Source organism: Thalassovita sp., from assembly GCF_034670005.1.
Lineage (GTDB): Bacteria > Pseudomonadota > Alphaproteobacteria > Rhodobacterales > Rhodobacteraceae > Thalassobius.
Map to the genome: position 1 here is coordinate 1 of NZ_JAXMOH010000003.1, position 13,842 is coordinate 13,842.

6 protein-coding genes and 1 tRNA gene are annotated in these 13,842 nt (G+C 59.1%); 5 read left to right on the top strand and 2 right to left on the bottom strand.

The annotated features are described in order from the left end of the window. Both VOI23_RS07515 and VOI23_RS07520 read left to right on the top strand, forming a co-directional pair. The coding region (locus VOI23_RS07515) for an autotransporter outer membrane beta-barrel domain-containing protein (protein WP_323783729.1) at positions 1 to 3,654 on the top strand (3,654 nt) is incomplete at its 5' end. Between the two features lie 317 nt (positions 3,655 to 3,971). After that, positions 3,972 to 5,309 (top strand): MmgE/PrpD family protein, encoded by a 1,338-nt coding sequence (locus tag VOI23_RS07520; protein ID WP_323783731.1) that lies wholly within the window; start codon positions 3,972 to 3,974, stop codon positions 5,307 to 5,309. Positions 5,310 to 5,481: 172 nt separating this feature from the next. Here the strand turns inward: VOI23_RS07520 and VOI23_RS07525 are convergent. Continuing rightward, positions 5,482 to 5,568 (bottom strand) — tRNA-Leu (locus tag VOI23_RS07525). A gap of 145 nt (positions 5,569 to 5,713) precedes the next feature. Between VOI23_RS07525 and VOI23_RS07530 the strand changes: the two genes are divergently transcribed. After that, entirely contained in the window at positions 5,714 to 6,697 is a 984-nt protein-coding gene (locus VOI23_RS07530) for a complex I NDUFA9 subunit family protein (RefSeq protein ID WP_323783733.1), read from the top strand. Between the two features lie 48 nt (positions 6,698 to 6,745). Here VOI23_RS07530 and VOI23_RS07535 read toward each other — a convergent pair whose 3' ends face one another. Next, complete coding sequence (locus VOI23_RS07535; RefSeq protein WP_323783735.1) at positions 6,746 to 7,549, bottom strand: undecaprenyl-diphosphate phosphatase; 804 nt, start codon at positions 7,547 to 7,549, stop codon at positions 6,746 to 6,748. Between the two features lie 225 nt (positions 7,550 to 7,774). Between VOI23_RS07535 and VOI23_RS07540 the strand changes: the two genes are divergently transcribed. Together VOI23_RS07540 and gltB are read left to right on the top strand one after the other, a co-directional pair. Beyond that, positions 7,775 to 9,208, top strand: a complete 1,434-nt coding sequence (locus VOI23_RS07540; RefSeq protein WP_323783737.1) for an NAD(P)-dependent oxidoreductase — start codon at positions 7,775 to 7,777, stop codon at positions 9,206 to 9,208. 89 nt (positions 9,209 to 9,297) lie between these two features. Next, on the top strand, positions 9,298 to 13,836 hold the full coding sequence (gene gltB / locus VOI23_RS07545) for a glutamate synthase large subunit (protein ID WP_323783739.1): 4,539 nt from the start codon (positions 9,298 to 9,300) through the stop codon (positions 13,834 to 13,836). The last annotated feature ends 6 nt before the right edge of the window (positions 13,837 to 13,842 follow it).

A 13,842-nucleotide genomic window follows, 5' to 3' on the forward strand; every position in this document is an offset into this window, starting at 1 on the left:
GGGGCTCCGGGCTTTGCCAAGGCGTTTGCGCCTGACAGCATCGTGCAGGGCGACGTTTCGACCCTGACCTTCACCATCGACAATAGCGCTGCTTTGGTCGCGGCCACGGCGCTTGATTTCAGCGACAGCTTCCCGTCGGGGATGACCGTTGCGGCGACGCCGAATGGGTCGAGCACTTGTTCGGGCGGTACGCTGACGGCGGCGGCCAGCGCCGATACGATCAGCTTCAGCGGCGGCACGCTGGCAGCCGGTGCAAGCTGTGAAATCAGTGTCGATGTGACGTCGGCAACCGTGGGCGATGCCGCCAACACAAGCGGTGATCTGACCTCGTCGCTGGGCAACAGCGGCACCGCGTCGGCCACGCTCAGCGTGACCGCGGCGGGGGCTCCGGGCTTTGCCAAGGTGTTCGCACCCGACAGCATCGTGCAGGGCGACGTTTCGACCCTGACCTTCACCATCGACAATAGCGGTGCGTTGGTTGCAGCCACGGCGCTTGATTTCAGCGACAGCTTCCCGTCTGGGATGACCGTTGCGGCGACGCCGAATGGGTCGAGCACTTGTTCGGGCGGTACGCTGACGGCGGGGGCCAGCGCCGATACGATCAGCTTCAGCGGCGGCACGCTGGCAGCCGGTGCAAGCTGTGAAATCAGTGTCGATGTGACGTCGGCAACCGTGGGCGATGCGGCCAACACAAGCGGTGATCTGACCTCGTCGCTGGGCAACAGCGGCACCGCATCGGCCACGCTGAGCGTGACCGCGGCGGGGGCTCCGGGCTTTGCCAAGGTGTTTGCGCCTGACAGCATCGTGCAGGGCGACGTTTCGACCCTGACCTTCACCATCGACAATAGCGCGGCTTTGGTCGCGGCCACGGCGCTTGATTTCAGCGACAGCTTCCCGTCGGGGATGACCGTGGCGGCGACGCCGAACGCGACCAGCACCTGTTCGGGTGGTACACTGACGGCGGAATCGAATGCGACAAGCTTCGGTTATACCGATGGCACGCTGGCGGCTGGGGCAAGCTGTGAGATCACAGTCGGTGTGACGGTTGCCATTGCAGGTGCCTACGAAAATGAAACCGGTGATCTGACCTCGTCGCTGGGCAATAGCGGCACTGCGTCGGCCACGCTGAGCGTGACTGCGGCGGACGTACCTGTCTTTGCCAAGGCGTTTACACCCGACAGCATCGTTCAGGGCGACGTGTCGACCCTCACTTTCACCATCGACAATAGCGCGGCTTTGGTCGCGGCGACGGATCTGGATTTCACCGATAGCTTCCCGTCGGGGATGGTGATTGCAACCGAACCGAATGCTACGAGCACCTGTACCGATGGAACTCTTACAGCGGAGGCGGATGCAGTAAGCTTCGCTTATACCGGCGGCACACTGACAGCCGGGGAGACATGTGAGATTACCGTCGATGTAACGGCTGCCATTGCTGGTGACTACGACAATGAATCCGGCGATCTGACATCGTCCTTGGGTAATAGCGGCACCGCCGCCGCGACGTTGAGCGTGACGGCAACGGGCGCTCCCGATTTCAGCAAGGCGTTTTCACCGGACAGCATCGTGCAGGGCGACGTGTCGACGCTGACATTTACCATCGACAACAGCGCGGCTTTGGTCGCGGCGACTGAACTGGATTTCACTGACAGTTTCCCGTCGGGTATGACCGTGGCGGCGACGCCGAACGCGACCAGCACCTGTTCGGGCGGGACGATAGCTGCGGTCGCTGAAGCGGCGGTGTTCGGGTATAGTGGCGGTTCTGTCGATGCAGGATCGACATGTGAACTGAGCGTCGATGTTACCGCATCCGTCGTGGACGATTACGACAATGAATCCGGCGATCTGACATCGTCTCTTGGCAATAGCGGCACCGCGTCGGCCAGGCTAAGCGTGACGACAGCGGGTGCACCTGTCATGACGCAGCGGTTCAACCCGGAAACCATCGCCCAGGGCGGTACTTCGACCCTGATCGTGACCATTGATAACAGCGCGAATTTCATCGAAGTCGGTGGACTCGCCTTTAACGGCATCTTTCCGGATAACCTGAAAATTGCAAACCCAACCGGGGCTGATTCGACCTGTGGCGGCACTTTGAACGCAGTGTCGGGTGACACCAGCTTCAGCTTCAGCGCCGGGACCGTGGGCGCCGAAGGCAGTTGTGAAATCCGGCTGAACGTGACCTCGGTCGCTGTCGGCGGGCTGGCGAGCAAACTAAGCCCGCTCTCTACTGATGCAGGGACAAGCCCGGCACCGGCGGATGTCGAAGTAACGGTGGTCGTGAATACCAATGCCTATGTCACCTTCGTTCAGGAAACGACCGAAGACGGCAGTTTTGGCTTCACCTCTCCCGAAGCATTGCTGAACTTCACAATTGCCACGGCAAGCGGAACCGGAAGCGTTGGCCCGATCGAGATACCGTCGGGCAACTACACCGTAAAGCAAAGCCGGCCGTCCGGCGTCGGCAATGAATCGATCAGCTGTAGCGATGACGACAGCACCGTCAATGTCACGGGCGGCGAGATCAATCTGGTCCTAGGCGATTTCGAATCCGTCACCTGCACGATCAGCAGTGTGGCAACGTTGCAGAAGACTGTGGATACCATCCACAACTTCTTACAGCGGCGGAATAACCTGCTGCTGTCGAACCAGCCCAGCCGATCCCGCCGGTTGCAGCGGTTGAATTCCGGTGGCACCGGTGGTCAGCAACTGAGTTTCGCCACCGGCGATATCATGTCGATGTCGCCACTGGAATTTGATCTGATGTCGATCGGATCGGGCAATTACCATGTAGCCACGTCGACCCACAGGATGCGCACGGCGCAGGCAATGGCGCTGTTGGCTCATAATCCCGATCTGGAAACCATGTATGTGAAAAACACTCGTTGGGATGTCTGGTTCGAAGGATTCTATAACGAATTCTCGGGCACCCAAGGGGCGGGAGGGCATTTCGCCCTGGGGTATTTCGGGGCCGATTACGTGGTGTCCAAAGACCTGCTGATCGGTGCGCTGATCCAGTTCGATTCGATGCGCGATGCGTCGACCGTCACCAGCAGCACTGTCGAAGGACAGGGCTGGATGGCCGGGCCATATATCACTGCGCGGCTGGCACCGAACCTGATCTTTGACGGTCGTCTCGCCATGGGTCAGTCGACCAACGATATCAGCCCGTTCAACACCTATACGGATACTTTTGAAACAGAACGGCTCCTCGCCAATGCCAGCCTGACCGGTCAATACGAGCTGAAGAATAATTGGATGATGTCACCCAATGTCAGCCTTTCCTATATCCGGGAAAATCAGCAGGCCTATGTGGATTCTCTCGGCGTTCCCATTCCGGGACAGAAGGTTTCTCTGGGTCAGTTGCGGCTCGGTCCGAACTTCTCGCGCCGGTTTGAGATGCTCGGTGGTGATGTGTGGGAACCGTTCTTCACCTTTGATGCAATCTACAACTTCAGCGATGCGTCAGGGGCGAGCTTGTCTGCCAATGCAACCACCGAAAGCGATGGCCTGCGGGGGCGTCTGGAAGGCGGGTTCAACTATACCAACCGCGAAGGGCTGCAATTCAGCATGACCGCGAATTACGACGGTATCGGTCAGAATGATTTTGAAAGCTACGGTGCCGGTTTCAAACTGACTATTCCGCTGCAATAGCATCGGATTGAGATGCGGATCGGATAAACCGGTTGCTCGGGACCACGATAGCGCCCCGCTCATTGAGCGGGGCGCTGTTTGTTTTTGGGCGCTGGATATCCGACGCTGTTGGCGCGGATCAGGCCACAATACAGTGTCTGGAAATCGCGCCTCACCCTGCTTGATCCATCTCACGACATCCGAGGCGCAGTATTTGAGGCTATCGGCATGATTTGAAATTTGCGCAGTCATTGCGCCCAACGCCGCGACTTGACCTTGCGCTTTCCAGTTGAACAGGCTTTGACTCTATCCAAATGACTAGGGATCAGGGGCTACGTATGGCTGTCATGGACCAAATACTTGATTTGTCGGAACTGTCAGATTCCGACATCCCTGATGCGGTACTCAGGCTCGCCTATGCTTCGTTTTTTGATTGGCTGGCCTGTGGCAGGGCAGGGATTGGCGAACCGGTGGCGATCAAGCTTCACGCCTTTGCCGATCACGAATTCGGCTCTGGGGCGTCTTCGCTGTTTGGCGGTGGTCAGGCACCCGCGCGGATGGCCGCGTTGGTCAATGGCGCGATAAGCCATGCGCTTGATTTCGACGATACCCATTTCGACCATGTCGGGCATCTTTCTGTCGGGATATTCCCGGCCGCGCTCGCCGTTGGCGAAGAAACGGGTGCAACCGCGCGTGCCGTTGCCGAAAGCTTCCTGATCGGAGCCGAAGCGGCAATCCGTCTGGGGCGGATTTTGGGAACGGTTCACTATAATCGCGGCTTTCACCAGACGGCGACTGCGGGGGCCTTTGGGGCGACACTTGCCGCCGGGCGGCTTTACGGGCTCAGCCGCGACCAGATGCGTGCCGCTTTGGGACTATGCTCGACCCGTGCTTCGGGTCTCAAATCCCAATTCGGAACGATGGGCAAACCGTATAATGCCGGACTGGCGTCTTCGAACGGGGTGGAATCTGCGCTGCTCGCCGGGTTGGGTATGTCATCGGCCGATGATGGGCTCATGGGGCTACAGGGTTTCGTCGCGACGCATTCAGATGCACCAGACATGGACGCAGGATGGCAGACACCGCCGCCACAAGAATTCCGGTTCACGCGGAACAGCTACAAATTTCATGCCTGTTGCCACGGCACTCATGCGATGATCGAAGCGTTGTTGTCCGCGCTTCAAACGCACCGAATACAGCCCGAGGAAATCGCAAGGTTGCGGGTAGGTGTGAATCCGCGTTGGCTTTCCGTTTGTGACATCAAGACGCCCCGGACGGGGCTCGAGGTCAAATTCAGTTATTCCTGGTTGGCGGGCATGGTTTTCCACGGCTATGCCACCGGGAATGACCGGACCTACACAGACACTCTTTGCACTGATACCAAGCTTCGGGAGTTCTCCGGAAAAGTGACCGTTACCGGAGAACCGTCATTGTCGGACCAGCAAACTCAGGTTTCAATCGAATTGACCTCGGGCGAAAAAATCGCAGTTTCACAGGACCTTGCGGATCGGATGCCGATTGAAGCGCTGGAAACGCGTCTGCTGACCAAGGCTCAAAACCTTATCGGCAGCGGGGCAGAAGACCTCGTCGCGCTGTGGAATAGCTTTGACAGTATTGATGCGACAACAGTGGGGGCCTTCGTGCAGGCGACACAGCACCAATGCCAAGCCACCTGAAAGAGAATTAGGGGGGCTCTTTTCTGCTTTGCCTAGGTTCGGATTTTCGGCGTGGAAACGAACGATGTTTGCAGATTACGACATTTCGCAGCGCTGAATTGGCAAGTGTCAGGCGGAACAGCCAGCGATTGCCATATCCCCAAAAATCCGAACAAAAATTTCTAGGATTTTTTGGTGCCCAGGAGAGGACTCGAACCTCCACATCGTTGCCAATACTAGCACCTGAAGCTAGCGCGTCTACCAATTCCGCCACCTGGGCAGGTGTCGTGGACCGCGATGTATCCCCGCCCGCAGGCAGTGTCAACGACGTTTTTCAACTTTTTGCCGTGTGGGCAAATCTCCTTGTGAAAACGCCCTTTCAAGGCTAGGAAAAGGCAACGTTTTCATTAGCCGGAGTCATCCCCATGTCGAAACTCGTGACCATTTATGGCGGGTCAGGCTTTGTAGGCCGTTACATTGCGCGGCGTCTGGCGAAAGACGGCTGGCGCATCCGCGTGGCGGTTCGTCGCCCGAACGAAGCCATGCATGTCAAACCCTATGGCACGCCGGGTCAGGTCGAACCGGTTCTGTGCAATATCCGCGATGACGCCAGCGTGGCGGCGGTGATGAACGGGGCGGATGCGGTTGTGAACTGCGTCGGGCTGATGGGGGAAAAGGGCGCAAACACCTTTGATGCCATTCAAACCGAAGGCGCCGGGCGGATCGCCCGTATCGCGGCCGAACAGGGGATTGAAACTCTGGTGCATCTGTCGGCCATCGGCGCCGATGCTGAGAGCGCCAGCGCTTACGCCCGCACCAAGGCCGAAGGCGAAGCAAACGTTCTGGCCCATATGCCGAAGGCTGTTATCCTGCGTCCGTCGGTGATTTTCGGGGCCGAAGATGGTTTCTTTAACCGTTTCGCGTCGATGTCGCGGATGGGGCCGATCCTGCCGATCGTCGGTGGCAATACCAAGTTTCAGCCGGTCTATGTCGATGATGTCGCTCAGGCGGCGGTTCTGGCGGTTCAGGGCAAGGCGGAACCGGGCGTATATGAACTGGGCGGAGCTGACGTAAACACCCTGCGCGAACTGATCGATCACATGCTGACCGTGATCCACCGCCGTAAACTGGTGATGAACCTGCCGTTCTGGATGGCGCGGATCGACGCGGCACTGTTCGAACTGGCTAGCAAGCTGAGCCTTGGTCTGTTCACCGCCCCGCTGACCCGCGATCAGGTGACGCTGCTGGCCAAGGATAATGTGGTGTCCGACGGTGCCAGAGGACTGGCCGATCTGGGCATCAAGCCGGTCGCATTGGAAGCCGTGCTTCCGGACTATCTGTGGCGGTTCCGCCCGTCAGGTCAGTATGACGCCATCAAGGACTCGGCGAAGAACCTCAAGATCAGCTGACCGCAGCGCAATAGCATTTAGAAAGGGTGGGCCTTGGTCCGCCCTTTTTTATTGATACGCGATCACCAGCAAAACCACGCCCAGGAATATGCGGTAGATCACATAGGGTGTGAAACTGGTCGAGCGCAGCAGGCGCATCATCAGGCTCAACGCTATGAGTGCCGAAATGCACGACATCACCGCCACGATGGCCCCGTCCCGTGCGGCGGCCATATCTGCGGTTTGGATGACCTCGGCGGTCAACAGCGTGCCACTGGCGAAGATCGTCGGGATCGACATCAGCATCGACAATTTGGCCGCATCGTGGCGCGAATAGCCCAATAACCGGCCCGCTGTGATAGTGATCCCGGATCGCGAGGTGCCCGGGATCAGTGCCACGGCCTGCCACAGACCCATTTTCACCGCATCCTTCACCGACCAGTCTGTGTCGACTTTTTCGGTGCGGCCGGTCTGGTCGGCCCAGTACAGGACGATCCCGAAGCCCAGCATGGTCCAGCCGATCACCGCTGTGTTGCGCAGCAGATCGCTCAGTCCCGTCAGATTCAGCGCCAGACCGAACAGGACTACCGGGATGGTCGCCAATACGAGCAGGAAGGCCAGCTTGGACCCCGGAGTGTCAATCCGCCCGGTCAGCATTCGGGGAATGCCTGCCAAACCGATCCGGACATCGGTCCAGAAAAACAAAACCACCGCCACCAGCGTTCCCAGATGCGCGGCGACATCGATAACCTGCCCTTGATCCTGCAACCCGGTCAGATTCGGTATGAGAATCAGGTGACCCGAGGATGAAATGGGCAAAAACTCAGTAACGCCCTGAATCAGCGCGATAATGAGCAAATGTAAAATGGTCATGTGACGGCCTGTATCTGTTCAGATGCTAGTGGTATAAAACATTGAGAATGCGGGGAAAGATTTATTTAAGGACCGGATCGGACCTAATACCTGCGCCAGAATGTCGCTTTCCGCCAATCCGGGCGCAACTTTTCTACATTTAGGTAAACTGTTCTGACTTTTATTTGTCGATCAGGTGCCGTAAAGAACCTCGGACTCATTCTGTTTCTTAGGAAAGGCAGCGCTGTGGCCAAGCAACCGATGCTGAAATTTGTGACGATCGAACGCGACATGCCGGAAAAGCGTGACGCGGATCTGCGCAACAAGGATTTCCACGAAATCTATGCGGAATTCGCCGAACAGAAGGCCCGTGAACAGGCCAGCCGCTGCAGCCAGTGCGGTGTGCCCTATTGCCAGTCGCATTGTCCGCTGCACAACAACATCCCCGATTGGTTGCGGATGACTGCGACCGGGCGTCTGGAAGAAGCATATGCGCTTAGCCAGTCGACCAATACCTTCCCGGAAATCTGCGGACGCATCTGCCCGCAGGATCGCCTGTGCGAAGGCAATTGTGTGATCGAACAATCGGGCCATGGCACCGTGACCATCGGGTCGGTGGAAAAATACATCACCGACACCGCGTGGGAAAAAGGCTGGGTGAAACCGATTACGCCCGCTGCTGAACGTGATCAGTCGGTCGGAATCATTGGCGCAGGCCCCGGTGGGCTCGCTGCGGCTGACGTGCTGCGCCGCGCCGGAGTGCAGGTCACAATTTATGACCGCCATGACCGCGCCGGCGGGTTGCTGACCTATGGTATCCCGGGATTCAAGCTGGAAAAAGACGTGGTGATGCGCCGGATCGACCAACTGCAACAATCCGGTGTCGAATTCGTGCTGAACTGCAATGTTGGTGAAGACATAAGTTTTGACGCCATTCGCGGCAAGCATGACGCGGTTCTGATCGCAACCGGCGTTTACAAGACCCGCGATCTGACCGGTCCGGGGGCGACTGCGGGCGGCATCGTGCGTGCCATTGATTACCTGACCGTGTCGAACAAGCTCAACTTTGGCGACGATGTGCCGGAATACGAAGACGGCTCGCTCAATGCCGCAGGCAAGAAGGTCGTGGTTATCGGTGGCGGTGACACCGCGATGGACTGTGTGCGCACCGCGATCCGGCAGGGCGCAACGTCGGTCAAATGTCTCTATCGCCGTGACCGCGCCAACATGCCCGGATCACAGCGCGAAGTGCAAAATGCCGAAGAAGAAGGCGTCGAATTCGTCTGGCTTGCCGCGCCCAAGGGATTTGCCGGCGATCCGGTCAGCGGCGTGATGGTGCAGAAAATGCGTCTTGGCGCGCCGGACGCGTCGGGCCGTCAGTCCCCCGAAGTGATCGAGGGCGCGGATTATGTCGAAGAGGCCGATCTGGTGATCAAGGCGCTTGGGTTCGAACCCGAAGACCTGCCCAAGCTCTGGAACACCGATGGGCTGGATGTGACCCGCTGGGGCACCGTCAGGGCGGATTTCCAGACCGGGCAGACATCGCTCGACGGTGTTTTCGCGGTCGGCGACATCGTGCGCGGTGCCTCTCTGGTGGTCTGGGCGATCAAGGACGGGCGCGATAGCGCCGACGCGATCCTCGACTACCTGGGCGATGCCAAGGCCGTCGCCGCCGAATAAACCATTCCGGGCGGTCCCCCGCCCGCCCCACCGAATTTTCTAGGGCCCTCCGAAAGGGTCCTGACCCACCAGACAAGGAAGGGTTGGATATGACGAAGTATGATGAAAACTGGGCCGCTGCCGAAGAAGCAAAACGCCAATGGATTGCCGAAAACGGCATGTACAGTATTGAGGACGAACATTCGTCCTGCGGTGTCGGTCTGGTTGTGTCGCTGGACGGCAAGCCCAGCCGCAACGTCGTCGATGCCGGTATCACCGCATTGAAAGCGATCTGGCACCGAGGCGCCGTTGACGCGGATGGCAAAACTGGTGACGGCGCGGGTATCCATGTGCAAATTCCGGTACCGTTTTTCTATGATCAGATCGAGAGGACCGGACACAAGCCACGCATGGATAAGCTGATGGCTGTCGGTCAGGTGTTCCTGCCAAGGGTCAACTTCGCCGCGCAGGAAACCTGCCGGACCATCGTCGAATCCGAAGTGCTGCGGATGGGGCATCAAATCTATGGCTGGCGTCACGTTCCGGTCGATATTTCCTGTCTTGGTGAAAAAGCCAACGCGACCCGCCCTGAGATCGAACAGATCCTGATTTCCAACGCCAAGGACATCGACGAGGAAGCGTTCGAACGCGAACTCTACGTGATCCGCCGCCGGATCGAAAAAGCGGCGGCCGCCGCCGGTATCAGCAGCCTTTATGTCTGTTCGCTGTCCTGCCGGTCGATCATCTACAAGGGCATGATGTTGGCCGAACAGGTGGCCGAATTCTATCCCGACCTGAAGGACGAACGGTTCGAGAGCGCCTTCGCAATCTATCATCAGCGCTATTCGACCAACACCTTCCCCGAATGGTGGTTGGCGCAGCCGTTCCGCATGTTGGCCCATAACGGCGAAATCAACACGCTGAAGGGCAACGTGAACTGGATGAAGAGCCATGAAATCCGTATGGCATCCAGCGCCTTTGGCGAACTGGCCGAAGACATCAAGCCGATCATTCCGTCGGGTTCATCGGATTCCGCCGCTCTGGACGCCGTGTTCGAAGTTCTGGTGCGTGCCGGACGCAATGCGCCGATGGCGAAAACCATGCTGGTGCCGGAAAGCTGGTCGAAACAGGCCAAGGAACTGCCCGACGCCTGGCGCGACATGTACAGCTATTGCAATAGCGTGATGGAACCCTGGGACGGCCCCGCAGCTTTGGCGATGACCGATGGACGCTGGGTTTGTGCCGGTCTCGACCGAAACGGCTTGCGCCCGATGCGCTATGTCGTGACTGGTGATAATCTGCTGATCGCCGGGTCCGAAGCGGGCATGGTTCCCACTGACGAATCGAAGGTGAAGGAAAAAGGCGCTCTTGGACCGGGTCAGTTGCTGGCCGTCGACATGCAAGAAGGCGAGCTGTTCCACGACACCGAAATCAAGAACAAGCTGGCGGCGGCCCAGCCGTTCGGGGATTGGGTCGGCAAGATCAATGATCTGGACGAAGCCCTGTCTGGCCTGACTGAAAAGCCTGTCTATTCGGGCGCCGAACTGCGCAAGCGCCAGATTGCCGCCGGTTACAGTATCGAAGAACTGGAACAGGTGCTTGCACCGATGGCCGAGGACGGCAAGGAAGCGATTGCTTCGATGGGCGATGATACGCCCTCGGCGGTTCTGTCCAAGAAATACCGCCCGCTGAGCCATTTCTTCCGGCAGAATTTCAGCCAGGTCACCAACCCGCCGATCGACAGCCTGCGCGAATTTCGGGTGATGTCGTTGAAAACGCGGTTCGGCAACCTGAAGAACGTGCTCGACGAAAGCTCGGCCCAGACCGAAATTCTGGTGCTGGAAAGCCCCTTTGTCGGCAACGCTCAGTGGCTTGAACTGGTGCGTCAGTTCAACGCCGATCTGGTGGAAATCGACTGTACCTTCCCCGCGGGTGGCGACAGCAGCGGCTTGCGTGCCCATCTTGAACGAATCCGTAACGAAGCAGAAGACGCCGTGCGTTCCGGTGCAGGGCATATCGCGCTGACCGATCAGCATCAAAGCGAAGACAAGGTCGCGATGCCGATGATCCTCGCCACCAGCGCGGTGCATTCGCATCTGACCCGCAAAGGTCTGCGCACCTTCTGTTCGCTGAATGTGCGGTCCGCCGAATGTATCGACCCGCATTATTTCGCCGTTCTGATCGGCTGTGGTGCCACCGTCGTCAACGCCTATCTGGCCGAAGACAGCCTGTCCGACCGGATCGAAAAAGGCCTGCTGGATTGTAGCCTGACAGAAGCGACGAGGCACTATCGCGATGCGATCGACCAGGGTCTGTTGAAGATTATGGCCAAGATGGGGATCTCGGTGATCTCGTCCTATCGCGGTGGTCTGAATTTTGAAGCTGTCGGTCTGTCCCGCGCCATGGTCGCGGAATTCTTCCCCGGTATGCTCAGCCGGATTTCCGGGATCGGCGTCAGCGGCATTCAGCGCAAGGTGGAAGAGGTCCACGCCATGGGTTGGGGTGGAGGCCGCGACGTGCTGCCGATCGGCGGTTTCTACAAGGCCCGCAAATCGGGCGAAACCCACGCCTGGGAAGCGCAGACCATGCATCTGCTGCAACAGGCCTGCAACCGTGCCTCTTTCGAGCTGTGGAAGCAGTATTCGGCCAAGATGCAAAGCAATCCGCCGATTCATTTGCGCGATTTGATGGATTTCAAATCATTGGGCAAGGCTGTGCCGATCGAAGAGGTGGAATCGATCACCTCGATCCGTAAACGTTTTGTCACCCCGGGGATGTCGCTGGGGGCGCTCAGCCCAGAGGCACACAAGACGCTGAACGTGGCGATGAACCGGATCGGTGCCAAGTCGGATTCCGGCGAGGGCGGCGAAGATCCGGCGCATTTTGTGCCGGAACCGAACGGCGACAACCCGTCGGCCAAGATCAAGCAGGTCGCGTCGGGCCGGTTCGGCGTCACCGCCGAATACCTCAACCAGTGCGAGGAACTGGAAATCAAGGTGGCTCAGGGGGCCAAGCCCGGCGAGGGCGGCCAGTTGCCCGGCATGAAGGTCACCGACCTGATCGCCCGGCTGCGCCATTCGACCAAGGGCGTGACGCTGATTTCGCCGCCGCCGCACCACGATATCTATTCGATCGAGGATCTGGCGCAGCTGATCTATGACCTGAAACAGATCAACCCGCGCTGCAAAGTGACGGTGAAACTGGTCGCGGCATCGGGCGTTGGCACCATTGCCGCCGGCGTGGCCAAGGCCAAAGCCGACGTGATCCTGATTTCCGGTGCCAATGGCGGCACCGGCGCGTCGCCCGCGACGTCGATCAAATTCGCCGGTCTGCCCTGGGAAATGGGCCTGACCGAGGCGCATCAGGTTCTGGCGATGAACAACCTGCGGTCCCGTGTGACTCTGCGGACCGATGGCGGTCTGCGCACCGGGCGCGACATCGTCATGGCCGCGATGATGGGGGCCGAGGAATACGGCATCGGCACCGCCGCTTTGATCGCGATGGGCTGTATCATGGTGCGTCAGTGCCAATCGAACACCTGCCCGGTGGGCGTCTGCACGCAGGACGAAGCGTTGCGCGGCAAATTCACCGGCACTGCCGACAAAGTGGTGAACCTGATCACGTTCTACGCGCAGGAAGTGCGGGAAATCCTCGCCTCCATCGGGGCACGGTCACTGGACGAAGTGATCGGTCGTGCCGACCTGTTGGGCCAGGTCAGCCGTGGATCGGCGCATCTGGACGATCTGGATCTCAACCCACTGCTGTTGATGGTCGACGGGGTCATGGACATATCCTATGACCGTAACAAGCCCCGCAATGTCGTGCCCGACACGCTGGACGCGGAAATCGTGCGCGACGCGCAGCGGTTCCTCGAAGACGGCGAAAAAATGCAGCTCAGCTATGCGGTGCAGAACACCGATCGTTCGGTGGGCACCCGTACCTCCAGCCATATCGTCAAGAATTTCGGGATGCGCAACGCGCTGCAGCCGGATCACCTGACGGTGAAGCTGACGGGTTCCGCCGGTCAGTCGCTGGGCGCCTTCGCGGCACCGGGGCTGAAGCTGGAAGTGTCCGGCGATGCCAACGACTATGTTGGCAAGGGCCTGTCGGGCGGCACCGTGGTGGTGCGCCCACCGATGGCAAGTCCGCTGGTCGCCGAGGACAATACGATCATCGGTAATACCGTTTTGTACGGTGCGACCGACGGCTTCCTGTTCGCGGCAGGCCGCGCCGGGGAACGTTTCGGGGTTCGGAATTCGGGCGCGCAGGTGGTGATCGAAGGCTGCGGTTCGAACGGGTGTGAATACATGACCGGCGGTGTGGCGGTGATCCTCGGCTCGATCGGCGCCAATTTTGGTGCCGGTATGACTGGCGGCATGGCCTATCTCTACGATCCGGAAGGTCAGGCCGACACCATGATGAACATGGAAACACTGGTGACCTGCCCGGTGACAGTGCCCTACTGGCATGACCAGTTGAAAGGCCTGATCGAACAGCACCTGAGCGAAACCGGCAGCCGCAAGGCCGCCGAGATCCTGCAGCACTGGGATGCCGAAGTGAAGAACTTCGTTCAGGTCTGCCCGAAGGAAATGCTGGTGCATATCCCGCACCCGCTCAGCCTAGAGGAAAAGGCGGTTCCGGCGGAATAAGCCCCG

Excerpts from the sequence above, each read along its gene's own strand:
- VOI23_RS07520 (WP_323783731.1), top strand. The coding sequence starts at position 3,972 with ATGGCTGTCATGGACCAAATACTTGATTTGTCGGAACTGTCAGATTCC.
- VOI23_RS07530 (WP_323783733.1), top strand. The coding sequence starts at position 5,714 with ATGTCGAAACTCGTGACCATTTATGGCGGGTCAGGCTTTGTAGGCCGT.
- VOI23_RS07535 (WP_323783735.1), bottom strand. The coding sequence starts at position 7,549 with ATGACCATTTTACATTTGCTCATTATCGCGCTGATTCAGGGCGTTACT.
- gltB (WP_323783739.1), top strand. The coding sequence starts at position 9,298 with ATGACGAAGTATGATGAAAACTGGGCCGCTGCCGAAGAAGCAAAACGC.